We start from the raw sequence: 22,988 nt of genomic DNA, 5'->3' as shown, positions 1-22,988 counted from the left end.
CTCAGTCGCGCGAAACCCGCACCATTTCGTCCCGCTCCACGACCTTCACCCGCTCGCGTCCCTCGGCCTCGCCGAGCGACTTCTCGTGCGCGTCGAGCTTGCCCCACCCTTCCCAGGTGGTGAACGAAATCCCGCGCGCGGCAAGGAAGTCCAGGATCGCGTCCGGCGACGAATGCCGAGGCGCGGCGAGCGTGTCCGCGTCGGCCAGCAGGTTCGCGACGGTCTCGGCCGCGTCGCCCTTCGTGTGCCCGATCAGGCCGACCGGGCCGCGCTTGATCCAGCCGGTCACGTACACGCCGGGGACCTGGTTCTCGTCCAGGTCCAGCACGCGGCCGCCCTGGTTCGGGATCACGCCAGCGGTGTGGTCGAACGGGATTTCCGGCAGATGCGACGACAGGTACCCGACCGCGCGGTACACCGCCTGCACGTCCCAGTCGTGGAACTCGCCGGTGCCGACGACCTTGCCGTCGCGGTACTCGGTGCGTTCGGTGCGCAGGCCGACGACCTTGCCGTCCTCGCCGAGCACCTCGACCGGCGAGTGGAAGAAGTGCAGGTGCAGCCGTCGCGGACGGGTGCCCTCGTCGCGGATCGCCCATTCCTGCAGCGTCTTCACGACCATGTCGGTCTGCTTGGAGGACCGCAGTTCGGCGACGCTCGCCGCGTCGAACTCCATGTCCTCGGGGTGCACGATCACCTCGACGTTCGGCGAATGGTCCAGTTCGCGCAGTTCCAGCGGCGAGAACTTCGCCTGCGCCGGACCGCGGCGGCCGAACACGTGCACGTCGGTGACCGGGCTGGCCTTCAAACCCTCGTAGACGTTCGCCGGGATGTCGGTCGGCAACAGTTCGTCGGCGGTCTTGGCGAGCACGCGCGCCACGTCAAGCGCGACGTTGCCGACGCCGAGCACCGCGACCGAGGACGCGGTGAGCGGCCAGGTGCGCGGCACGTCCGGGTGGCCGTCGTACCAGGACACGAAGTCGGCGGCGCCGTGGCTGCCGTCGAGGTCGATGCCGGGGAGATCGAGCGCGCGGTCGGCCATCGCGCCGGTCGCGAAGATGACCGCGTCGTAGAACTCGCGCAGGTCGTCGAGCTTCAGGTCGGTGCCGTAGTCGACGTTGCCGAGCAGCCGGATGTTCGGCCGGTCGAGCACCTTGTGCAGGGCGTTGACGATGCCCTTGATGCGCGGGTGGTCGGGCGCGACGCCGTAGCGGATCAGCCCGAACGGCGCTGGCATGCGCTCGAACAGGTCGATCTCGACGCTCGCGTCGGACTTGTCCAGCAGGTCGGCGGCGTAGATGCCGGCGGGACCGGCGCCCACGACGGCGACACGAAGGATTCGGCTCACCGGTCCACGGTAAGTTAGGTGATCCTAACAATCACTGTGATCTGGCGTACGGTCCAGCAGGTGGGAGCCGCTAAGCTGGCGGCATGCGCGTTCTCGTCGTCGACAACTACGACAGCTTCGTCTACAACCTCGTCCAGTACCTGGCGCAGCTCGGCGCCGACTGCACGGTGTGGCGCAACGACGTCGTCGACCTGGACCGCGTGCCGGAATTCGACGCGGTGCTCGTCTCCCCGGGCCCGGGAACGCCGGAACGTGCGGGTCAGAGCATCGAAGTGATCGCGAAATGCGCCGAGACGCGCACGCCGATGCTGGGCGTCTGCCTCGGCCACCAGGCCCTGGGCGTGCACTTCGGAGCCACCGTCGACCGCGCGGACGAGCTGCTGCACGGCAAGACCAGCCGGGTGCACCACACCGGAGTCGGCATCCTCGCCGGGCTGCCGGAGGAGTTCACCGCCACTCGCTATCACTCGCTCACCGTGCTGCCGGAGACGATCGATCCGGCCGTTTTCGAGGTCACCGGGACCACCGAGAGCGGCATCGTGATGGGCATGCGCCACCGCGAGCTGCCGCTGGAGGGGGTGCAGTTCCACCCCGAATCCGTGCTCACCGAATGCGGCCACCGGATGCTGGCGAACTGGATGGCCTCGGCGGGCCACCCGGTCGCGCCGTCCGTCGTCGACGACCTGGAGCGGGCCACCCGCACCCTGCAGAAGGCCGCGACTGCGTGACCGCGCCGACTCCGCTGATCCGGCTCAGCGGAGTCGGAAAACGTTACGGCAGCGGCGAACCCGTTCTGACGCACGTCGATTTCGAGGTGCCCGCCGGACAGGTCGTCGGCATCCTCGGCGCCAATGGCTCGGGCAAATCGACCCTGCTGCGGATCCTCGCCGGGGTGTCGCGAGCGTCGTACGGGGACATCGCCGGAAGCCCGGCGGTCGGCTACCTTCCGGACCGGTTCCCCGGCGGCCAGCGGCTGAGCGCGCGGGCGTACCTGCGGCATCTCGCGCGGATCCGCGGGCTGGCTGACCTGTCCGGGATCGATCCGCTGCTGAAGCGGCTCGCGCTGGTCGGCAGCCCGGATGCGCAGCTGCGCACGCTGTCGAAAGGCAACGCGCAGAAGGTCGGCCTCGCCCAAGCCGTGCTGGTGCGGCCGGACCTGCTGATCCTCGACGAACCCTGGTCCGGTCTCGACGCCGGCACGCACGCGGTGCTCGGCGAACTGGTCGCGGAAACCCGTGCCCGAGGCGCGAGCGTCGTGTTCACCGACCACCGCCCGGACGTCGTGCGCGGCCACGCCGACGAGGTGTACCGGCTCGAATCCGGCCGGATCGCGCCGCTGGAAACCCATCCGGAGCGCAAGCGGATCACGCTGCTGCCGGTTTCGTCGAGCGTCGACAACTGGTCCGCCGAACCCGGCGTGCACACGGTCGCCGACCAGGCGGGCGGCGTGGTCCTGACGGTCGATGCCGAACACGCCGACGCCGTACTGCTGCGCGCTCTGTCCGGCGGCTGGTCGGTGCGGGAGGTGGCGCCGTGCTCGCAGTGAGCCGCTACTACCTGGCGCTGCTGGGACATTCGCAGCGGTACCTGCCAGCTGGGCTCGCGTACCTCGCGTTGTGCTCGATCCTTTACGCAGACCCGAGTTCGCCAGTGCTTCCGTTGTTCGGCGTGAGCGGCGCGGGGATTCTCGTACTCGGGTGCTGGCTCACGATCGCGTTGCTGGACATTGAGGACCCGGTGCAGCGCTTGATCACCCTCAACCATGCTGGAGGAAACCGCACAACCATTGGCGGCGCGGTGCTTACGGTTTTCGGCTGCACCTTGGTGAGCACGCTGGTGACCGTCGCGTGGGCCGGGACGCATCGGAATCAGCTGCATTGGCAGATCGTCAGTGCTGGACTGGCGACGCATCTGGCGTGCGCTCTGGTCGGCATCGCGATTGGCCTGCCGTGCTCGCGGCTGCTGGTGTCGCGTATCGGGTGGACGGTGCTCGCGGCGGTTGTCGTGCTTGGCGTGGTGTTGCTGGGGAAATGGGTTCCGCTGGTGCATCCGCTGCTGGAGGCGCTCATGAGCGGCACTCCGTATGGCGGCCCGCTGGGGTTGGCGATTGGCATGTCGGTGGTGCTGCTGGCGGCGAGCATGATTGTGGTCGGCGCGGTCTCGGCACGCCGGTCTTGAATCTCTTCGACGCAAACCACTCGGGCACCGCACAGTTTGGAATATTCCCCCCTTTGTTCGATCCGGCTGGCTGGGGCATCCACCTCTCACCGGACAGCGAATTCAGCGATTTCGACCGCCTGTCACTTGGTGCGGTAATGTGCGTATCCGCCCTGGTCAAGCAGCATTTCCGGCGACCGCACGCACTGTAATTCGCAAATTGCATTCGGCAAATGCCGATTTGGGGGTTCCAGATTAGGCAGCGAGTCGGTTACCCTCGCGCCGTCTGTTCGGCCCGGGAGGGGAGCATCCGTGACGGCAGGGATCGCCGCGATCAGCGTGGACGGCTCCGCGGACGAGTTGCAGCAGCTGGTTTCCTGGCTCGGCGCCGAGGATGAACTCGCCGGCCGGGTGCGGCTCGCCGGGCCCGGAAGCGGCGTCGTCGTGATGGTGAGCAGCCGGTCGGCGGGCACCTTCTGCCGGTCCCTTTTCGGCTGGTTGCGCGGGCAGCGCGACGGGCGGCAGGTGTCGCTCACGGTGAAGCGCTCCGGGGCCGTAGAGGAGCTGGACGTCGACTGCGGCGGCGGGCACGACGTAGACGAGGTGCTTGCCAGCGTGCGGAGTTTCCTCGACCAAGACTGATCGGCCGGCGCGAAAAAAGGGCCCGCACGGTGCGCACCGTGCGGGCCCTCCGTTACGAGCGGATCAGCCGTTGTTGTGGATCCCGCCCGGGGGGAAGATGCCGCCGGAGCTCGACGTCGTCGAGCCGCTGCCGTCATCGGCCTTGATCGTCAGCATGATCGTCTGGTTCGGGCTGATCTGGGTTCCGGCCGGCGGGTTCTGCTTCACCACGGTGTTCGGCTGCGCGCTGCCGCTGTGCGTGGTCTGCGTCTGGATGCTGCCCGACCAGCCCACGCTCTGCAGCTTCTGCGTCGCCTGGTCCTGGGTCATCCCGGTCAGGTCCGGCATCTGGATCTGCTGCGGACCGGACGACACGGTCAGCTTCACCGTGCTGTTCGGGGGCAGGTTGCCGCCGTTGGGCTGCTGGTCGATGACCTGGTCCTTCGGCTTGTCCGAGTTCTGGTCGCTGCGCTGGACCTGGAAACCGGCGTTCTCCAGCGTCTGCTTCGCCGACGCGTAGTCCTGGCCGACCGTGTTCGGCACCTTCTTCTGCGAGACGCCCGACCCGACGACGATGTCCACCGGCGTGCCCTCGGTGGCCGAGGAGTTCGCGGTCGGGTTCTGCGACACGACCTTGCCGACGTCGCTCGGGTTGTCGACGGTCTTCGAGGTCGTGTTGCCCAGCTTCAGCTTGGCCTGCTCGAGCGCCGACTTCGCCTCGTCCGCCGACTTGCCTTGCAGGTCCGGCACCGTCGTGCTGCCCGGCTTCACGCCGATGGTGAGGGTGATCGTGGACGTGGTCGGCACCGACGCGCCGACCTGCGGGTCGATCGCGATGACCTTGTCGATCTGGTCCTCGGTGCAGGTCTGGCCGCCGGGGTTGTTCGCCTCGGGACCGCACACCACCGTCTTGTTCGGCGCGAACGACGAGAAGCCCACCTGCTGCAGCTGCGCCTTCGCCTGCAGCACCGGCGAGTTGACCACCGGCGGGATCTGCGCGTTCTCGGACTTGGCGCGGAACGATCCGCTCAGCCAGAAGATCAGCAGCACCACGCCCGCCACGAGCAGCGCGGCGATCACCCCGAAGATGATCCGGCGGCGGCGCTTGGCCCGCGGGTCCTCTTCCGGCTCGTCGGCGTAGTCGTCGTAGGCCACCGGCTGGCGGCGGTCGGCGTTCATCACCTGGGTGCGCTCGTCGTCCGACATCACCATGGGGGCCGACGGCCGCTGCCCGGACAGCGTCCGGACCAGGTCCGAGCGCATCTCGGCGGCCGACTGGTACCGGTTCGCCGGGCCCTTGGCCAGCGCCTTCAGCACGACCGCGTCCAGCTCCGGCGACACCGCCGGGTTCACCGACGACGGCGGGTTCGGGTCCTCCCGCACGTGCTGATACGCCACCGCCACCGGGGAATCGCCGGTGAACGGCGGCTCGCCGGTGACCAGTTCGTACAGCACACAGCCCGCCGCGTAGACGTCCGAGCGGGCGTCCACCGACTCGCCGCGCGCCTGCTCCGGCGAGAGGTACTGGGCGGTGCCGATGACGGCCGCGGTCTGCGTCATCGCGGACTGGCCGTCGTGCATGGCGCGCGCGATGCCGAAGTCCATCACCTTGACGGCGCCGTTCTTCGTGATCATCACGTTCGCCGGCTTCACGTCGCGGTGCACGATGCCGTGCCGGTGCGAGAAGTCGAGCGCGGCGCAGACGTCGGCCATGACCTCCATCGCGCGCTTCTGCGACAGCGGGCCCTCGGTCTTGACGATGTCGCGCAGCGTCCGGCCTTCGACGTACTCCATCACGATGTAGGGCAGCGGCCCGACGTCGGTGTTCGCCTCGCCGGTGTCGTACACGGCGACGATCGCGGGGTGGTTCAGCGCGGCGGCGTTCTGCGCCTCGCGCCGGAACCGCTCCTGGAACTGCGGATCGCGGGCGAGGTCCGCGCGCAGGACCTTGATCGCGACTTCCCGGCCCAGCCGCACGTCGTGCCCGTGGTGGACCTCGGACATACCGCCGTACCCGAGCGTGTCGCCCAGCTCGTACCGATTGGAGAGCAGTCTGGGTGTCGTCATCGCTTCGTGCCGTTCCATTCCGTCCAAGGTGTGGTCATCATGCCTTGCAGGCCCTGGGCCTCGCTCGTACCGGCCGGGGTGGCTGAGGTCGGTCCGCTCCCGCTGTCCACGCTTCGCGGCGTCCCGCCGTTGCCGGGCGACACCACTCTCGCGATCAGGAACGCCACGGCCACCAAGACCACCACGACGACCACCGCGAGCAGCACCCACCAGCCCCATTGGTTCCGCCTCGGCGGCGGGGCCGGCGGGACCGGCTGTACCGGCGGGCCCGGCGGAGCCGACAGCGGCCGGAACGCCGGATTGGAACTGGGCCCGATCGGCGCGCCGGCGCCCGCCTGCGGCACTGGGGGCGGAACCGGCGGCACTGGGGCTTGCCCCGCCGCGTAGGCGGCGTTCACCAGGCCGAGCGGGGTGGGCAGCGGGCGTCCGGCCCGGACCGCGGCGATCGCGCCGGCGAACTCTCCGCCGCTCGCGTACCGCTGGCGGGGGTCCTTGACGAGCGTCGCCTCGATGACCGCCCGCGCGCCCGGCGGCACGTCCGGCGGCAGCGGCGGCGGGACGTCGCGGATGTGCATCATCGCGACTGTCACCGCGTTCTCGGACAGGAACGGCCGGTGCCCGGCGAGGCATTCGTACCCGCACACGGCGAGCGAATAGACGTCGCTGGCCGGTTCCGCGTCCTGGCCGAGCGCCTGCTCCGGCGCGATGTAATGCGCCGTGCCCATGACCATGCCGGAACGGGTGACCGGTGCCGCGTCGGCGGCCTTGGCCACGCCGAAGTCGGTGATCTTCACCTTGCCCGCCGGGGTGACCAGGATGTTGCCCGGTTTCACGTCGCGGTGCACGAGGCCCTGCTCGTGCGCGGCCTGCAGCGCGATGCCCGCTTGCTCGAGCAGGTCGAGGGTGTAGTCCGCGGTGAGCCGCCCGTGCTTGGCGAGGATGCCCGCCAGCGGATCGCCCTCCACGTACTCCATCACCAGGTACGCGATGGACAAATCCTCGTTGACCGTCTCGCCGTAGTCGTGCACCGCGGCGATTCCGGCGTGGTTGAGCGACGCGGTCATCCGCGCTTCGGTGCGGAACCGGTGCAGGAATTCGGCGTCGCCGGACAGTTCGGCCTTCAGCACCTTCACCGCGACGATCCGGTCGAGCCGGGTGTCGCTCGCCTGCCAGACCTCGCCCATCCCGCCGACGGCGATCCGGTTCGTCAGCTTGTAGCGCTCGGCCAGCAGCTGACCCGAGGACAGCATCTGCTATCCACCCCCGAGCCGGGCGGCGATGGCGGCACGGCCGATCTCGGCGGCCACCGTGCCGCCGGTCGCGGCGAGACCGCGGTTGCCGCCGTTCTCGACGATGACCGACACGGCGATCTGCGGGTTGTCCGACGGCGCGAACGCGGTGTACCACGCGTGCGGCGCGGTGTTCTTCGAGTCGGCGCCGTGCTCGGCGGTACCGGTCTTCGACGCGATCTTCAGCGCGTCATTCTTGCCGCCGCCCTTGGTGAAGGACTCCGACGCGATCATCATGTCGGTGAGGATCTTGTCGTTCTCCGGCGACAGCGCGGGCTTGCCGGTGAGCTGCTCCGGGTCGACGTTCTCGACCGTCGACAGGTCCGGGGCCAGGATCGACTGGATCAGCTGCGGCTTCATCGCGTAGCCGTTGTTCGCGACGGTCGCCGAGAGCAGGCAGTCCTGCAGCGGGGTGAGCCGGACGTCGCGCTGGCCGATGCCGCTCTGGTAGAGCGCGCCCGGAGAGTCGAGCGGGCCGACGGTCGAGCCGACGACCCGCATCGGCACGGTCAGGTCGTTCTGCCCGATGCCGAAGTTGGCCGCGGTCGCCTTCATCTTGTCCGCGCCGAGCTGGCCCGCGAACGTCGCGAACGGCACGTTGCACGAATGCGCCAGCGCGTCCTTGAACGTGTTGCCCGGGCAGGTTTCGCCGCCGTAGTTCTCCAGCGTCGTGTTCGTGCCCGGCAGCTGCACGTTCGGCGCGGTGCTGATCTGGGTGTCCGGGCCGATCCCGCTCTCCAGCGCCGCGGAGGCGGTGACGATCTTGAAGGTCGACCCCGGCGGGTAGTTCTCCGAGATCGCCCGGTTCAGCATCGGGTTGTTCTTGTCCTTGGAGTAGGCGTCCCACGCCTTGTTCTGGTCGGTGCCGTGCGTCGCCAGCTGGTTCGGGTCGTACGACGGGGTCGACACCATCGCCAGGATGCGGCCGGTCTTCGGCTCCATCGCGACCACCGCGCCGGTGTAGCCGCGGTCGGTCATCAGGTCGTAGGCGGCCTTCTGCACCTTCGGGTCGATGGTGAGCTTCACGTTGCCGCCGCGCGGATCGCGACCGGTGACCATGTCCGACAGCCTGCGCACGAACAGCCGCGGGTCCGACCCGTTCAGCACGTCGTCCTCGGTGCGCTCGAGCCCGCCCGCGCCGTAGTTGATCGAGTAGTACCCGGTGACCGGGGCGTACATCGGGCCGTCGGCGTAGGTGCGGAAGAACTTGAACTTGTCAGTCGAGGGCTTCACGCCGGCGAGCACGGTGCCGTCCGGCGTGACGATCTGGCCGCGCTGGCGCGAGTACTCGTCGTAGAGCACCCGCTGGTTGCGCGGGTCGGTGCGGTACGTGTCGGCCTTGATGACCTGGACGTAGGTGTCGTTGGCCAGCAGCAGCACGATCATCACGAGCATCGCCATGCCGACCTTGCGCAGGGGGGCGTTCACGCGGTCCTCCCGTTCGGGTCGCCTTCGGCGGGCGGACGCCGCACCAGCACGGTGTGCGCCTCGGCGATCGGAGCCTGCGGCTGCTGCGGCTTCGGCCGGGAGGCCGGCCTGCGCGCCGCGTCCGAAATGCGCAGCATCAGGGCGACCAGGATGTAGTTCGCCAGCAGCGAAGAGCCGCCGTAGGACAGGAACGGCGCGGTGACACCGGTTTCCGGGATGAGCGCGGTGACACCGCCGACGACCACGAAGATCTGGATCACGATGGTGAAGGCGAGCCCGCCGCCGAGCAGTTTGCCGAACGTGTCGCGCACGGCCAGCGCGCTGCGCATGCCGCGCATCGCGAGCAGCACGTACAGCATCAGCACCGCGGCCAGCCCGATGAAGCCGAGTTCCTCGCCGATCGCGGCGGTGATGAAGTCGGTGCTCGCGGCGGGCGGGATGTCCGGGCGGCCGGCGCCGAGCCCGGTGCCGCCGACGCCGCCGGTGCCGAGCCCGAACAGGCCCTGCGCGAGCTGGTAGCTGCCGCCCAGCACGTCGTAGCGCGGGCCGGTGGGGTTGAGCCAGTTCTCCACGCGCTGCTGGACGTGGCCGAACAGGTTGTAGGCGATGAGGCAGCCGCCGACGAAGAACGTCAGCCCGACCACGACCCAGATCGCGCGTTCGGTCGCGACGTAGAGCATCACCAGGATAATGCTGAAATACAGCAGCGACGTGCCGAGGTCCTTCTCGAACACGAGCACGCCGATCGCGACGGCGGCGGCGATCAGGATCGGGCCGAGGTCACGCGCGCGCGGCAGTTCCACGCCGAGGAACTTCTTGCCCGCCACCATGAACAAATCGCGTTTGGACACCAGGAACGACGCGAAGAAGATCATCAGCAGCAGCTTCGCGAACTCGCCCGGCTGGATCGAGAAGCCCGGCAGCTTCAGCCACACCTTCGCGCCGCCCGCCTCGGACAGGCTGGCGGGCAGCACCGCGGGCAGCGCGAGCGCGCCGAGCCCGAGCAGGCCGGCGATGTAGCTGTAGCGGGTCAGCGTGCGGTGGTCGTTGACCACCACCAGCACGATCACGAACAGCACCAGCGAAACCGCGGTGAACAGCAGCTGCTTGGTGATCTCCGGCGAGTACTCCTTGCCGCGCTGCAACGCCGATTCGGCCTTCGCCAGGTCGAGCCGGTGAATCATCACCAGCCCGATCCCGTTCAGCAGCGCGACGCACGGCAGCAGCACCGGGTCGGCGTACGGGGCCCACCGGCGCACGGCGAGGTGCGTCGTGGCGAGCACGCCGAGGTAAGCCAGTCCCACCCACAGGATCGAGAGCGTCAGCTCCTGCTCCTGGTTGGCTTCGACGATGACCAGTGCCAGGGTGACGATGCCCGCCGCGAACGCCAGCAACGCGAGCTCCGTGCCCCTGCGCTTGGGGAGGTCTCGCGGCGGATTCGTGGCGAACTGGGCGGACGTCGGGTCGGCCAGCGGCTGGCCCATCAGTTACCGCCCCCCGTCGGCGGCGTACCCGCCGTCGAGCAGTCCCTCCCCGCAGGCTGGTTCGCCGACGAAGGCGTGCCGCCGGGCGGCGCCACGCTGGACGAGGGCGCACCCGACTGCGGGACGCCCGTGGAAGAGGTCGGCTTGCAGTCCGACAGCTTCTTCTTGAGACGCAGGAAATCGTCGATGTACTTGCGCGCGTCGTCGAGGCTTTCGCGCTTCACGCCGTTCTGCACGGCGATCCGCGCGTCCTCCTGCAACGCGGAGACGCGGAGCTTGTCGGTGCACAGCTGGCCCGGCGGGCACGAGCCCTGCTCGAGCGCGTGCAGGTCGATGCCGAGAATGCTGCCCGGGACGCCGCGATAGATCACGACCTCCTGATCGGGGCCTTCTCCGACGTAGTACTGGCTGAGCACGAAGTATCGAGTCGCGATCGCGGCGGCGCCCAGCACGATCAGCACCACGACCGCCCCGACGAGCCAGCGGAACCGTTTCCGCCGTTTCGCCTTCGGGTCTTCCTGCGGAGCCTGCTGCTCCGGTCGCGGCTGCGGCGGCGGCTGGGTCAGCGCGCGCGCCCGGGCCGCGGGAGAGTCGCCCTGATGCATCTCGTCGCTGCCGTCGCCGGCGGCTCCGCCCACGATCGGGGCGTCGTCGCCGAAATCGACGTCGACCACGTCGGCGATGATGACGGTCACGTTGTCCGTGCCGCCGCCCTTGAGGGCCAGTTCGATCATCCGGTCGGCGCAGTCCTGGGGATCCGGGATCTGCACGGCCTCGGCGAGCGTCTCGTCGCTGACCATTCCGGACAAACCGTCGGAGCAAATCAGGTACCGGTCACCGGGACGCGCCTCGCGCACGGTGAGGCTCGGTTCGACCTCGTGTCCGGTGAGGGCCTTGAGCAGCAGCGACCGCTGCGGGTGCACCGCCGCTTCTTCCGGCGTGATGCGGCCCTGTTCGAGCAGTTCGTTGACGAAGCTGTCGTCCCGGGTGATCTGGGCGAACTGGCCGCCGCGCATCAGGTACGCGCGCGAGTCGCCCACGTGGACAAGGCCGAGTCTGCTTCCCGCGAACAAGACAGCGGTGAGCGTGGTGCCCATGCCGTCGAGATCCGGGTCCTGGGACACCAGTTCGGCGATCGCCGCGTTGCCGTTCTGGACGGCTTCGCGGAGCTGGGCGAGCAGGTCGTCTCCCGGCTCGTCGTCGTCGAGCGGGGCGAGCGAGGCGATGACGACCTTGCTGGCCACCTCACCTGCGGCGTGCCCGCCCATGCCGTCGGCGAGCGCGAGGAGACGCGGGCCGGCGTAGACGGAGTCCTGGTTGTTGGAACGCACCAGGCCCCGGTCGCTGCGGGCCGCGTAGCGGAGGACGAGAGTCATGGGCGAAGCTCGATCACCGTCTTGCCGATCCGGATGGGGACTCCGAGCGGGACCCGGAGGGGTGCAGTGACCTTAGCCCGGTCGAGATAGGTCCCGTTCGTCGAGCCCAGATCTTCCACGTACCAGTCCTCCCCGCGCAGCGCGATCCGGGCGTGCCGGGTCGATGCGTAGTCGTCGTCGAGCACCAGCGTCGAGTCGTCGGCCCGGCCGATGAGGATCGGCCGCCCGTCGAGCGCGATGCGAGTGCCCGCGAGGGCCCCGTGTGTGACGAGCAGTTGCTGCGGGGCCTTGCTGCCCCGCGGCTTCTTCTCTTTGTTGCGGCGGAAGGACGGCACCTGGACCCGGAGGCCCGACGCGGCGTAAAGGTCCGAGCGCACGACTCGGAGCGCGGCGAACACGAAGAGCCAGAGCAGCACGAGAAAGCCCACTCTGGTGAGTTGAACGACCAGCTCTGGCACTTGTTGTGTCCGCTCCCGCCTGTGCCTGCAGCCGCGGCGCCACGCGCGCCGCGGTTCCCCCCGCATGACAATTCTGCGGGAACCCTGTGGACGGTCTGCGATCAGCCCTGGGTTCGGAACACCAAGGACGAATGGCCCACCCGGATCACGTCGCCGTCGGCCAGCTGCCAGGTCTGCACCGGAGTGCCGTTGACCGTGGACCCGTTGGTCGAGCCGATGTCGGCGAGCGTCGCGCTCTGGCCGTCCCAGGTGATCTCCAGGTGCCGCCGGGACACGCCGGTGTCCGGAAGCCGGAAGTCGGCGTCCTGGCCGCGGCCGACCACGTTCGCGCCCTGCTTCAGCGAGTAGGTGCGGTTGGAGCCGTCGTCCAGCTGGAGGCTCGCCTGCAGCTGCCGTCCGGGAGCCGGAGCGCCCTGCTGCGCGTACGGGTCCTGGCCGTAAGCCGCCTGCGGCTGGCCGCCGTACTGGTCGTACCCGCCCTGCTGGCCGTAACCCTGGTCGTAGCCCGGCGCCGGGGGCTGGCCGCCGTAACCCTGGTCGTACCCCTGCTGCGGCTGCCCGTAGCCCTGGTCGTACCCGCCCTGCGGAGCCTGGCCGCCGTAGCCCTGGTCGTAGCCCGGCGCGGGAGGCTGGCCGCCGTAACCCTGGTCGTAGCCCGGTGCGGGAGGCTGCCCGCCGTAGCCCTGGTCGTAACCGGGCTGCGGAGCCTGGCCGCCGTACTGGTCGTAGCCCTGCGCGGGGGGCTGGCCGCCGTAGCCCTGGTCGTAGCCCTGCTGCGGCTGACCGCCATAACCCTGGTCGTACCCGGGCTGCTGGCCACCCTGCTGTCCGTAGCCGTACTGGCCCTGCTGGCCGTACGGGTCACCCTGGTCGTATTGGCCGTAGCCGGGGGGCTGGCTCATTGGTGGGTCTCCTGCGTTGCTGGGTCGTGCCGGCCGTGACGGCCCTTCCCCCGCAGTGTCGCGGGCGTCGGGATCGACGGACGAACGGGTCTTGAACTGTCCAGTATGCAGCGCCTCGTTGCGCTCGAGTGATACGACGACGTCACCATAAGTGTCCCAGCCCTGTGCGGCGAGGTGTTCCGCCACCGCCCTCGCGAGAACCCCGGTGACCCGCTGCTCATCGCCGGCCATGCGATCGTGGTCAGCCGCCCCCAAAGACACGATGTAGTGATTCGGGGCGAGCTGCCGACCGCCTGCCAGCTCACGAACGTTCTCCTCGCCTTCCCTCTCGAGCGCAACCGCCACTTCCTGCGTGACGACGTTGCCGCCGAACATGCGCGCGAAAGTATTCCCCACCAGGTTCTCGAGACGCCTGTCGAAGCGCTCAACGCGACCCACCGGGGACAACCTCCTCACACGTGTGCTTCCGCTTCGATCCTATCCGGGGGAGGAAGGGTTGGGCATGCCCCCGGTGAAACCCGTCAGAAGGCCCTGCTAAGCTTTGCTGGCTGCCTCAAGGAAGCAACTCGGGCGAGTGGCGGAATGGCAGACGCGCACGGTTCAGGTCCGTGTGTCCGAAAGGACGTGAGGGTTCAACTCCCTCCTCGCCCACCATGGGATCTTCACGGAAGATCCGCAGGTAGGTTCCCAGAACTCCCGTTCGGCTCCGGCTGAGCGGGAGTTTTGCGTTGCGGGGCTGTCTGGTTGGGGGCCCGCCCGATCGATGGGCGTGGTCCAGGACACATTTCCTGGGTGGGGTGTCCTGCGGGAGGCGTCGAATGGGGCCGGCGGCCGATGTGGACCGGATTCCGGGCAGGGCTACCGCCTGATCGACCGTTGTGATTCGGGTTGGCGGAAGTGGGATAGAAGGTCAGCCGGGTGGATCGCCAAGGGCGTTTGTGCGGCGTCGGGTGCGGACCTGTGTCGGTTTTGGCGGCGCGGGGGGTGGTGTCCGGTTCGTCGAGGAATTGAGCCCACGGGGCGCCGCCTGGGGCAAGACCATGTCCCGGCCGCTCAGCGCGCATTCGATGCCGTGCAGGGCCAGGCCGGTGAGCAGGGCTCGCACGGAGAATTGCAGCGGCCTGCCGTTGCCGAACTCGACGTTGGCGGCGACGACCAGCAGGAGGCCGGACTGTCCGGGGCGATCGACGGATCTTGCTGCTCCTGGGCCGGGCGGACCGACCGCAGGTCGCGGACACCTAGCTGGACGCGGATGCACGAGACGTGATCCACGCACTGCGCGAACAAGTCGACACGCTCTACGAGACCAATGAACTGCTGACGACAACATGGGAAGTCATCAAGCAGTAAATGGCACCCGTCGTCGAGGCTCGATGAATGCGTAGTGCTGTCTGAACGGCTCAGGGTCACGAATCAACCCGGATTGGGTCGCGTACCTCTGATCGTGCTCCTTGATTGCCAGCTCGACAGCCTTGTTCTAGTGCTGAGCCGCTGTGCCCAGCGCCGCGGCGGTGTCGTCCAGGTTGGTTATGGTTTCCTTGAGGAACCCGGTCACGGTCTCGTGAAGATCGAGATATGCCTGGTACACCGGACCGAGTGCGCCACCGCCAAACTGCTCCGGGCGACGCATCGCGCGATCCGCGCCGCCGAGGACTCGATCACAGCTGCCGATCGCGTCGCCGTAGTCGGCCGAGACCACCGGAAAATCGACCTTTGCCACTTTCTCCAGTTCGTACAGGTCGACGCCGAATTCTTTGCCTTGATGAACCATTTTCCGCCCCCTCAATCCTCTCTCGCCGTGAAGTTGGCTAATGCCGCCGATCAGCTGCGCCTGCGCACGGGCTTGCTCTCCGAGAGCGTGTCAGCCGCCCAGTAAGCGAAGGGTGTTTTCGAGAGTTCCGGTGATGTACCCGGGATTGCCAGGTCCGCAGGCGATGTCGACCTCGCCGTGAGCGTTGTCCCGGAGGTAGGTGAGGACGCGGCCGTGGTCAAGGCTGTCCACCGCGGTCAGCGGCATGCTGGCGGCCCGACCGCCGCCGGTGCGAGCGGCGACGAACAGCTGGTGGCTGGCTTCCCGCCGCGACGCCATCAACGCGCGGAGCTGGTCGGCGGGACTGGTGACGGTGTAGTCGCTGCTGGTGTCCAATGTGTACGAGTCGCTGCTCTGCCCCCGGTCGTACTCGGCTTTGGGGACGGCGAACTCGTTGATGTTCGCGGCCGGGAAGCCCGGCAGCCCGCCGACGACGGCGCGAACCAGCTGGTCCGCGCCGATCGCCGTCAAGGTCAGCAGGTCGTCTTCGACGGTGGCGAGGACGGCGTTGCGTCCACGGCCCGTCAGTGCCGCGAGCGTGGCCCGGTCATGGCCGTGCCGGTCGTTGGACCAGCCGTAGCATTCGGCGTCGGCGTTTGCGACCGCCAGCATTAGGTCGCGGAACTCCCCGGTGACCCGGTCGGTCCGCAGGTTGTAGAACCCGGGTTCGGCCAGCACCTGGCGCGTCAGGTCGTCCAGGCGGCCGGCGGCGTCGTCTTCGATCCACACGTCCACGATGCCCAGCACCGGATGCGCAGGGCCGATCCGTTCCCATTCCCAGGCTTTCGCGACGGCCAGGCGCGGCAGGGTCACCGGTTGGTCGAGCAGCATCACGTCGTTTCCCCTCGCTCCAGCTGATGCTGCTTACTTGCCGATGACCGGTGGCGTGGCTTTGCCGTCGTAGCCGAACAGCGCGTTCGGGTCCGCTTCTTGCAAGTAGGATGCCGCCTTCTTTTCCTTGTCCTCTTCGCCTTTGCCGCCCTTGCCCGCCGCGCCAGCCATGGGCATCCCGTTGGTGCCCTTGGCACCGGCCGCGCCGGTGTTCGCTCCGCCGCGCGTCCCGGGCTCCGGCTCGCCAAACCGGCCAGCCCCGGTCGACTTCCCAGCCTCGCCCGGGCCGCCGCCGCGCACGGAGGCACCGGGACTGCCGCTGCCGGTGCCTGGCGTTCCCGTCCCGCCGCCGGGTCCGAAGGACCCGGGCATGCCGCTGAGGTATCCGGGACTGTTGTAGCTGCTGGAACCGCCAGGCCCGGAACCGGCGACGTATGCGGAACCGGGGCCGGTCGGCCCGAACTGCGCCGGGGTGTTGCTCACGCCGGTCGAGCCGGGCGGGACATATCCGGAAGTGTGCGTGCTGTCGCCGCCGTATGCGGCCGGGGGCGCGTAGGCCGGAGGCTGCTGGCCGCCGGGCGCGGAGTGCTGGCTGGGGCCGTAGTTCCCGGACGGTGGCGGCGTTGCTGTCGAGCCGGAATGGTAGGAGTCCGCTTGGTGGTCGCGGGCCGCGAACTGCTGCTGGTGTGGGTCCTGTGTGCCGCCGACCTTGCCCGGGTCCTGGGCGGGTGTCAGGGCGTAGGTGTCGTTGGAGGAGTCGGGGACGTCGCCGTAGGCGACGGGCATCTTCTGGGCGTGGCCGTCGCTGGTGCCGGTGAACCCTTGATAGACGGCGTTGTTCTGTTCGACGGCCGCGTTGCGGGCGTTGATGTTCTTTTCGGTGTCGGTGTCCCAAGGGGTGACCGTGTCCCATGTGGACTTCGACGGTGCGTCGTCGGAGACGTCGTGCAGCGAATCCCGGGTCGAGGTGAACGCATGCCCTTGGTCGGCCAGGGTGTTTTGACTGTCGTGCAACGCCAGCGACGCCGACGTCGCCACATCCGCGAGCGGCTTCAACGATCCTCTGGCGGCATCGCCGCTCTGGCCCGACCACGCAGCTTCCAGCCGACCGACCGTCGTCAGAGTGTCGGACTCGATGCCCTGCTGCTCAGAGGATTGTTGCAACGCGGCGTGCTGAGCCTGCCCGAGACTGTCCGGTCCAGGCCCGGCTTTCACTCGTCGCACTAGCTCGCCCGGAAGGATGATCTTGCCTTCGGCCTGCATCTGCTTCAGGAACTCGTTGAACCTGTCTGCGATGAAACTCATTGTCACGCACCCCCCTTCAACGTGGTGACGACGGCGTCGCCGATGCGGCGCGCGGCTTCGCACGGGTCGGATCCCGGCTTTCCGACGTTTGCGCGCGAGATGGTCGCGTCGGCTTCGAAGGCCATCGTGTCGGAGATGCCGATGGCGACACCGCAACGACCTGTGGAGCTGTCGTCGCTCGGCCCGTACGCGACGGTCGGGTAGCCCTGCACGGGTGCGAGTTCCTTGAAGAATCCCTCGTTCTTCTTGGCGTAGACGTGGCCGAGGCCGTCGTTCCAGGCGTACACGAGTTGCACGCTGATGCCTGAGCCCCGGTCCAGGTTCGCCCAGTGACACGCCTTGGCGACCCCTGTGTCCTTCGCTGGTTGCACATCCGGAGAAGAGGTGCCCAGCAACGTGCTGATCTGGCCAGCGGTCAGTGTGCTGCACGGGTCTCGGTCAAGCGTTCCGGCAGGAAGGGGGTTCGGGACTTTCGGCGCTCCGGACTCGGTCGCAGACGGGGCATGCGACGGAACTGCGGGCGACGACGGCTGCGCCGTGCCCGGGTTGCCGGAGCATGCGCTCAGGACGAGCGCGGAAGCTGCGAGCCCGACAGCGGCCAGGCGGGTGCGTGTGGTCATCAGATCGGTTCCTGGCCTGCCTGCTTGATGTCTTTGCCTGCCTGCTCGTCGTGCGCTCGGTGGATGCCCAGCGCGTCCTCCATCTTCTGGATGACGGTGCCAAGGTAGGTGCTTTGCCGCATCAAGTGGCCCTGGTAAAGGTTCCCGGAGTTGTTGCTGGCGTCGGTGTTCCTCAGTGAGGCTGGATCCTTCCCCGGAGACACAATGGACCACATCGGCCGAGCGTTATTGATCTGTGCGTCGATACGCGCTTGCAGCTTTTTCAGGTTCGTGAGTTCGGCGGTCATGGCGTCCTTGCTCAGGTAGAAGCCGGGAGCGCCGCCCCCTCCGGACGCGCCTCCGCCGCCGGCTGGGCCGCCGGCGACGAAAAAGCTTGCCCCGGTGAGCATTCCGATCGCACCGGTATCGCCTGGTGGTGTCGCCTGCTCGGCCATCTGCATCCTCCCCTTGCGGCTAGCCGCGCCTATAGCTTCACTAAGCCGAACCGATGGTAGCCAACCCGCAACCCTGTGTCCCGTGAACTGCGGAGATCGAGGTGCGGCCGGAGCGGTGCCTGCGATCCGGGCGACTTCGGCTTCCGGCTTCGGCTGGCGGCACAGGGCTGTTTTGTAGTCAGCGGTCATCGTCGCCGACCGCAGCGTCCGGTTTCGCGCGCGGTGGCTCGTGGCCGTCGGATCGGCCAGGATCCGGCGGGCTCCGGGCCGGTCCTGCACCGACGCCGAGGTCACGGCCAGCAGCAGCCCGAGCGTGTCGACCAGCACATGCCGCTTGCGGCCCCGCACCCGTTCCCCGCGTCGTAGCCGACCTGCTCCCCGCCCTCACTGGTTTTCACCGACTGCGAGTCAACGGGCGGCAGGTGCCAACCTGCTGTTATCGCCGGGACGCTGGATGCCCGGTAAGGATCCGGCCGCCAAGAGCGGGGATCGGCTCGCTTACAGTCAATTTGATCACCGCCAATTCGCTTTTCTTCCCCTCTCCCCGCACGCTGAGTAGGTACAGTTCCAGCGCGGCATAACGGAATCAGACAGGTGGCTGATGGGCCAGGAGCTGGAATCCCGGGTCGAGCGGTACTTCGAGGGCGACTGGCGGGAGCCGGTGCGAGTCGTGGTGCTGGGCCGGGTCAAGGTGGGCCGCGATCGGCGGCGGAGGAAGACTGACCAGTCGCTCGGGTGCGTGACAGAGGCCGTTCTCGAGATCCTCGCCCATCTCGCCTGGCCATTTATGGTGCTGTGGGAGTTCGTGACGGTTCCCAAGAGGAAACCGGTGGCAGTGCCCAGCGGACCGGCTCGTGGGCAGGCGTACGAAGCGGCCTCGAGATTGAAGGGGCGGAGCGGGGAGATCGCCGTCGTGCGAGGGGAGGTGCGGGTGGCGTTGGTCGAGGTGGGGGAGGCCGCGCCGGTCGTGGTGTGGCAGGGGGATGCGCGATGGAGTCCGTCGCCTGCCTGTTTGTACTGGGAAGACGGCTCGATGTTGCTGCTGGCGGCGCGGTGAATCGGTAAGCTGGCGGTCACTCGGGGTGAGGGGTGGACTGGTGCACAACGAAGTCGGGTCGGTCGACGGCGGTAGTTCTCTCGTGCAGGCGCGGTACATCGGCACGATCAACCAGCAGTTGCCCGGACCTGAACGAGTGGTGCCGCACGAAACGCCGCGGGCCTTGCGGCGGTTGGTGGGGCGGGACGAGCAGATCGAGGCGTGTCTCGAAGATCGGCGTGCGCCGCTCGTGGTGTTCGACGGATTGGCCGGGGTCGGGCGGCGGGCGTTGGCGCGATATGTCGCTGAGCAGGTAAAAGACCGTTATCCCGGCGGGGCCTATTACACGGACTACGCGACTCACACGGTCGACGGGGAGACGGTGATTTCGGCGGCACTGCGCTCATTGCTGCGCCGCGACGGGGTGCGTGACGAGGTGATGCCCGCCGAGCCTGGGCTGGCGAGTCTGTGGCGGAGCCGGTCGTCCGGGGCGGCGGCGGTGATGCTGCTGGAGAACGTCACGGAAGCCGAGCAGTTTCTGCAGTTGATGCCTGGCGGGCGGGATTGGCTGGTGCTCGTCGCGGGGCGGGTGGAGTCGCCGATCGAGGTCAACGATGTCGGCGGCAGGACGGTCAAGGTCACTCCGCTCGACGAAGCGCAGTCTGCCCAGTTGTTTCGTGAGCTGAGCGGCCTCGACGGCGATGACGCGCTGCTGGCGGAAATTCTCGGCTACTGCGGCGGATTGCCGTTGGCCCTCCGGAACGCCGCGACGCTCGTCGTGGTCGGGCGGTGTCCTTCATTGCCGGAGCTGGCGGCCCGGCTGCGGCGTTCGCGCGCCGAGCTGATGCGGTCCGACCGGGGGCCGAAGAAGGGGGAGCCGGTGTTCGAGGCGACGTATCAGGAAGCGACGGACCCGGCCCAGCGGGCGTATCGGCTGCTCGGCGCGTATCCGGCGATCGACTTCACCGCTGAGGTTTTCCACCTGCTGCTCGGGCTCGACGAGGCCGCCGCGGGAGACATTCTCGCCGAGCTGGTTCTGCTGAAGGTGCTTCAGGAAGACCATGGCCGGTACTCCATGCATCCGCTCGTCCACGACCACGCGGCGTCCCTTTCGGGTTTGGGCGACGAGGAGATCCACGAGGCGCTCGCCCGGGTCGTGCGGGGGTTCCGCAACGTCGCGTACTACGCGGACGCGGCGATGATCGGCGCCAATCGGTACCGGGTCGCGAGCGCTCCGGAAATTCCGGATCCCTTCACCGGTGATCGTCGGACCAACGGACTGGCCTGGTTCGAGGAGAACCGGCGCGCGCTGCACGAACTGTTGCCGGTGGCCGGGGAGATCGGTCTGGTTGACGAGATTTGGCAGATCGCCGAGTCGCTCGCGGCCTACTACTTCGATCGCAAGCGGCATGCCGATTCGCTCAGCAGTCTCCGGCACGGCATCAAGGCCGCGGAAGAAGCCGGGAATCGCGCCGCGGAGGCACGATTGCGCAGTTTGGCGTCGCGTCCGTTGACGGATCTCGAGCAGTTCGAGCAAGCCGGGAACTTCGTGGCCCGCTCGATCGAGCTGGCGGATCAGGACGGACACCTGGTGCTGCGGGCGTCGGTGCGGGAGTTCGCCGGCCGCTACCACGATGTGGCTGGCCAGCCGGAACAAGCACAGCAGGTGTACCGCGCGTCGATCGAACTGAACGAGGCGGCCGGGGAAGCGCGTGGAGAGGCGCTGAGCCGGATGTTTCTCGGGCAGTCGCTCGGCGACGCGGAAGGGCTGCGCGAGTTGGAGGCGGCGTACCGGGCGTTCGGCGAGCTCGGCGACGGGCGGTTGGCCGCGCGCGCTTTGCTGATCACGGGCCAGGTGCGGGTGCGTACTGGGCTGCCGGGCGGAATTGACGCGTTGACCGCGGCGGCGGAGGCGTTCCAGGCGAGCGGGGCGACGTTCTACGAAGCCCAGGCTCGGGAAGCGTTGCATGGCGCCCTGGTCGAGGAGCGTCCGGAGGAGGCGCGTAGCCACCTAGCTCGGGCGATTGAGCTGTATCGAGAACTGGGCAGTCCGCGGGCGGGCAAGCTGGCGTCAGAAAACGACGGTGGTCTCGACGGAGCCGAGTCGCAGGGATAGCGGACCGTCGCCTTTCCGGCCGGTCGCCAGGCATGCGTGCAGGGCTGACGCCAGCGCGGCGACGTCAGCCGGGCCGGTGACGGTGAACGTTTTGCCGTCCCGGGTGCGGGCGACGCATCCACCGGGTATGGCCGCGGCGGCCAGTGCGCAGGACGGGTGAAGGCGCAATGTGTTGGCGCACCAGGCTTCTGGAGCCGGACGTAGTGCGGTTCTGGTGAGAACGGTGGCGTTGCCAATTCGGCCGAGGTTGTCGTCGCGTTCGTCGGCTACTACGTGTCTCAGCTTGGTCGAGGCTCGTTCGGAGTCTGGTTTCCATTCTTCTACTGAACGTGGGAATCGGTGCAGGGTAAGGGAATCTGGGCCGATGAACTCCGGGTAGACGGTGAAGGCGAGCGGAGCGGACTGGTGTGGTTCCGGGTCCGGCGCGCGCAAGAGTTCGAGGGGACGGGGTTCCAGGCCCGCCAGGCGGAGTACGAGCGCATGCAGTTCGGCGGTCGCGCCGTGCGGGTTGGCGAAGGTGCGTTCGGCGAGATCCTGTTGCCAGGGCTGGGTTTCTGCCGCTTCGATCTGGTCCCGTAGCGGACGGTCCCAGGTAAGCCGGGAGGCGTGCTGGCCGAGCAATTCGGCACTGGTTCCGGGTACGACCTCGTCGCCGAACGCGCCGAGCAGCAAGGGGTGCCCAGTCGCGGCTGCCAGCAGGGAGACCGAGCCGTGGTCGCCGACGACGACGTCCGCGGCGACAATCGCGGCCTGCCATCCGCGTTCCGGTGGGAGGAGCAGCAGCCCGGCGTCCTCGGCCGCGGCGAACCAGGACCGGATCTGGAACGGCCGGTAACGCGACCAGACGTTGGGGTGCAGTACGAGGCCGACAGCTGCGGAGTCGTAGTCCAGGGCCGCCAGCAGTTCGGCGGGAAGGCGAGGGCGGCGGCCGATCAGCGAGGTTTCGCCCCAGGTGGAGCTGACCAGCACGAACTTTCGGCCGGTCACGCCAAGGGCGGCGCGGTAGTGGTCGCGGTGCGGTTCGCTCCGGAGAAGCTGCTCGAACTGCGGATCGCCGACGAGGACGGTCCGTCCGTCGGTCAGCGGGTCGGCGTCGTGCAGTTGCCGCTGCTGGCTGGGGTGAGAGAGCGCCATCAGCACCCGCCCGGACCGCAGCGCGGCGGACGGGATCAGCCCGGAAAGCCGGGTGCCGGCGGAACCGGAGTCGGGAACGTACTTGTGGAATCCGACCCCGTGCGGGAGGACGAGAACCGGGCCGGAGACGTGGTCGAAATCAATGTTTTCGCTGGCCGTGATCGCGAGTGCGTAATTGAGCTTCGGAACATTTTCCCAGGGGGTGCAATGCGCTTCCGCGCGGGCGAGCAACTCCTCGACGCCCGCGCTGAACCGGGATCCGCGGTCGATCGTGAAGGTGAAGCGAATCCGCTGGTCATCCTGGAAGAGGCGGCAGACCTCGAGCAGCTTGATCGCCGAAGTCCAGGTGCGCACGACCCCAAGCACGACCACCGGGTCGAAGGTCCGCCACCTGCTTTGCTGCTTTGCTGCTTTGCTGCTTTGCTGCTTTGCTGCTTTGCTGCTTTGCTGCTTTGCTGCTCAATTCAATTCTACCAAATCCGTCCTGGAATTCCTGGTCAGAACCTTACCTGGACCTGATCGTGGTGAAAGGCTGGACACGGACCGTGACGTTTCCGGTAGCCTGAGCCGGGACC

Annotated in this window: 19 protein-coding genes, 1 tRNA gene and 1 pseudogene; 7 read left to right on the top strand and 14 right to left on the bottom strand. The window is 68.4% G+C overall.

Annotated elements, in window-relative coordinates:
- Window position 1: 1 nt before the first annotated feature.
- The gene (locus ACZ7OI_RS02385) at window positions 2–1,318 is read right to left on the bottom strand and encodes an FAD-dependent oxidoreductase (RefSeq protein ID WP_470263424.1); all 1,317 of its coding nucleotides are present in this window, start codon (window positions 1,316–1,318) and stop codon (window positions 2–4) included.
- Between the two features lie 110 nt (window positions 1,319–1,428).
- Here ACZ7OI_RS02385 and ACZ7OI_RS02380 point away from each other — a divergent pair, with 110 nt between their 5' ends.
- From ACZ7OI_RS02380 to ACZ7OI_RS02365, 4 genes are all read left to right on the top strand, one after another.
- On the top strand, window positions 1,429–2,073 hold the full coding sequence (locus ACZ7OI_RS02380; protein ID WP_470262436.1) for an aminodeoxychorismate/anthranilate synthase component II: 645 nt from the start codon (window positions 1,429–1,431) through the stop codon (window positions 2,071–2,073).
- 14 nt (window positions 2,074–2,087) lie between these two features.
- The gene (locus ACZ7OI_RS02375; RefSeq protein WP_470263423.1) at window positions 2,088–2,891 is read left to right on the top strand and encodes an ATP-binding cassette domain-containing protein; all 804 of its coding nucleotides are present in this window, start codon (window positions 2,088–2,090) and stop codon (window positions 2,889–2,891) included.
- Window positions 2,879–3,523, top strand: coding sequence for a hypothetical protein (locus ACZ7OI_RS02370; RefSeq protein ID WP_470262435.1), 645 nt, complete (start codon window positions 2,879–2,881; stop codon window positions 3,521–3,523). Before ACZ7OI_RS02375 ends, ACZ7OI_RS02370 begins: the two co-directional genes overlap by 13 nt.
- Window positions 3,524–3,814: 291 nt before the next feature.
- Window positions 3,815–4,144, top strand: a complete 330-nt coding sequence (locus ACZ7OI_RS02365; protein WP_470262434.1) for an effector-associated constant component EACC1 — start codon at window positions 3,815–3,817, stop codon at window positions 4,142–4,144.
- A 63-nt stretch (window positions 4,145–4,207) separates the two neighbouring features.
- On the opposite strand, the gene pknB is transcribed toward ACZ7OI_RS02365, so the two are convergent.
- The 7 genes from pknB to ACZ7OI_RS02330 all read right to left on the bottom strand — a co-directional run bounded on the left by pknB (window position 4,208) and on the right by ACZ7OI_RS02330 (window position 13,565).
- Window positions 4,208–6,190 (bottom strand): Stk1 family PASTA domain-containing Ser/Thr kinase, encoded by a 1,983-nt coding sequence (pknB, locus tag ACZ7OI_RS02360; protein ID WP_470263422.1) that lies wholly within the window; start codon window positions 6,188–6,190, stop codon window positions 4,208–4,210.
- A complete protein-coding gene (locus ACZ7OI_RS02355) occupies window positions 6,187–7,440 on the bottom strand; it encodes a serine/threonine-protein kinase (protein WP_470262433.1) in 1,254 nt (417 codons plus the stop codon). The genes pknB and ACZ7OI_RS02355 overlap by 4 nt, the downstream gene beginning before the upstream one ends.
- Window positions 7,441–7,443: 3 nt before the next feature.
- Complete coding sequence (locus ACZ7OI_RS02350; protein WP_470262432.1) at window positions 7,444–8,907, bottom strand: peptidoglycan D,D-transpeptidase FtsI family protein; 1,464 nt, start codon at window positions 8,905–8,907, stop codon at window positions 7,444–7,446.
- Complete coding sequence (locus ACZ7OI_RS02345; RefSeq protein ID WP_470262431.1) at window positions 8,904–10,391, bottom strand: FtsW/RodA/SpoVE family cell cycle protein; 1,488 nt, start codon at window positions 10,389–10,391, stop codon at window positions 8,904–8,906. The genes ACZ7OI_RS02350 and ACZ7OI_RS02345 overlap by 4 nt, the downstream gene beginning before the upstream one ends.
- Complete coding sequence (locus ACZ7OI_RS02340) at window positions 10,391–11,767, bottom strand: PP2C family protein-serine/threonine phosphatase (protein WP_470262430.1); 1,377 nt, start codon at window positions 11,765–11,767, stop codon at window positions 10,391–10,393. Before ACZ7OI_RS02340 ends, ACZ7OI_RS02345 begins: the two co-directional genes overlap by 1 nt.
- Entirely contained in the window at window positions 11,764–12,225 is a 462-nt protein-coding gene (locus ACZ7OI_RS02335) for an FHA domain-containing protein FhaB/FipA (protein ID WP_037718919.1), read from the bottom strand. The genes ACZ7OI_RS02340 and ACZ7OI_RS02335 overlap by 4 nt, the downstream gene beginning before the upstream one ends.
- Window positions 12,226–12,326: 101 nt before the next feature.
- A complete protein-coding gene (locus tag ACZ7OI_RS02330) occupies window positions 12,327–13,565 on the bottom strand; it encodes a DUF3662 and FHA domain-containing protein (protein WP_470262429.1) in 1,239 nt (412 codons plus the stop codon).
- A gap of 130 nt (window positions 13,566–13,695) precedes the next feature.
- On the opposite strand from ACZ7OI_RS02330, the gene ACZ7OI_RS02325 reads away from it, so the two are divergent.
- Window positions 13,696–13,781: transfer RNA gene (locus ACZ7OI_RS02325), tRNA-Leu, on the top strand.
- A gap of 823 nt (window positions 13,782–14,604) precedes the next feature.
- On the opposite strand, the gene ACZ7OI_RS02320 is transcribed toward ACZ7OI_RS02325, so the two are convergent.
- The 5 genes and pseudogenes from ACZ7OI_RS02320 to ACZ7OI_RS02300 all read right to left on the bottom strand — a co-directional run.
- On the bottom strand, window positions 14,605–14,898 hold the full coding sequence (locus tag ACZ7OI_RS02320; protein WP_470262428.1) for a type VII secretion target: 294 nt from the start codon (window positions 14,896–14,898) through the stop codon (window positions 14,605–14,607).
- Window positions 14,899–14,988: 90 nt separating this feature from the next.
- On the bottom strand, window positions 14,989–15,768 hold the full coding sequence (locus ACZ7OI_RS02315; RefSeq protein WP_470263421.1) for an ESX secretion-associated protein EspG: 780 nt from the start codon (window positions 15,766–15,768) through the stop codon (window positions 14,989–14,991).
- A gap of 33 nt (window positions 15,769–15,801) precedes the next feature.
- Window positions 15,802–17,073, bottom strand: coding sequence for a hypothetical protein (locus ACZ7OI_RS02310; protein ID WP_470262427.1), 1,272 nt, complete (start codon window positions 17,071–17,073; stop codon window positions 15,802–15,804).
- Between the two features lie 2 nt (window positions 17,074–17,075).
- Window positions 17,076–17,693, bottom strand: coding sequence for a DUF3558 domain-containing protein (locus ACZ7OI_RS02305; protein ID WP_470262426.1), 618 nt, complete (start codon window positions 17,691–17,693; stop codon window positions 17,076–17,078).
- Between the two features lie 680 nt (window positions 17,694–18,373).
- Window positions 18,374–18,540, bottom strand: a pseudogene (locus ACZ7OI_RS02300) (transposase); the annotation flags it as partial.
- A 188-nt stretch (window positions 18,541–18,728) separates the two neighbouring features.
- Here ACZ7OI_RS02300 and ACZ7OI_RS02295 point away from each other — a divergent pair.
- Both ACZ7OI_RS02295 and ACZ7OI_RS02290 read left to right on the top strand, forming a co-directional pair.
- Window positions 18,729–19,184: a hypothetical protein gene (locus tag ACZ7OI_RS02295; protein ID WP_470262425.1), complete on the top strand. Its 456-nt coding sequence runs from the start codon at window positions 18,729–18,731 to the stop codon at window positions 19,182–19,184.
- Between the two features lie 40 nt (window positions 19,185–19,224).
- Window positions 19,225–21,279 carry a hypothetical protein gene (locus ACZ7OI_RS02290; RefSeq protein WP_470262424.1) on the top strand — a complete coding sequence of 685 codons (2,055 nt, stop codon included), beginning with the start codon at window positions 19,225–19,227 and terminating at the stop codon, window positions 21,277–21,279.
- Here the strand turns inward: ACZ7OI_RS02290 and ACZ7OI_RS02285 are convergent.
- Window positions 21,235–22,785, bottom strand: a complete 1,551-nt coding sequence (locus tag ACZ7OI_RS02285) for a hypothetical protein (RefSeq protein WP_470262423.1) — start codon at window positions 22,783–22,785, stop codon at window positions 21,235–21,237. The genes ACZ7OI_RS02290 and ACZ7OI_RS02285 overlap by 45 nt on opposite strands.
- Window positions 22,786–22,988: the final 203 nt, after the last annotated feature.

This window comes from Amycolatopsis sp. NPDC114503 (genome assembly GCF_055633655.1).
This window is presented reverse-complemented; position numbering and strand designations above follow the sequence as displayed.

Coding starts and splice junctions, on each gene's coding strand:
- ACZ7OI_RS02380 (WP_470262436.1), top strand. CDS start 1,429: ATGCGCGTTCTCGTCGTCGACAACTACGACAGCTTCGTCTACAACCTC.
- pknB (WP_470263422.1), bottom strand. CDS start 6,190: ATGACGACACCCAGACTGCTCTCCAATCGGTACGAGCTGGGCGACACG.
- ACZ7OI_RS02355 (WP_470262433.1), bottom strand. CDS start 7,440: ATGCTGTCCTCGGGTCAGCTGCTGGCCGAGCGCTACAAGCTGACGAAC.
- ACZ7OI_RS02345 (WP_470262431.1), bottom strand. CDS start 10,391: ATGGGCCAGCCGCTGGCCGACCCGACGTCCGCCCAGTTCGCCACGAAT.
- ACZ7OI_RS02340 (WP_470262430.1), bottom strand. CDS start 11,767: ATGACTCTCGTCCTCCGCTACGCGGCCCGCAGCGACCGGGGCCTGGTG.
- ACZ7OI_RS02320 (WP_470262428.1), bottom strand. CDS start 14,898: ATGGTTCATCAAGGCAAAGAATTCGGCGTCGACCTGTACGAACTGGAG.
- ACZ7OI_RS02315 (WP_470263421.1), bottom strand. CDS start 15,768: ATGCTGCTCGACCAACCGGTGACCCTGCCGCGCCTGGCCGTCGCGAAA.
- ACZ7OI_RS02310 (WP_470262427.1), bottom strand. CDS start 17,073: ATGAGTTTCATCGCAGACAGGTTCAACGAGTTCCTGAAGCAGATGCAG.
- ACZ7OI_RS02305 (WP_470262426.1), bottom strand. CDS start 17,693: ATGACCACACGCACCCGCCTGGCCGCTGTCGGGCTCGCAGCTTCCGCG.
- ACZ7OI_RS02295 (WP_470262425.1), top strand. CDS start 18,729: ATGGGCCAGGAGCTGGAATCCCGGGTCGAGCGGTACTTCGAGGGCGAC.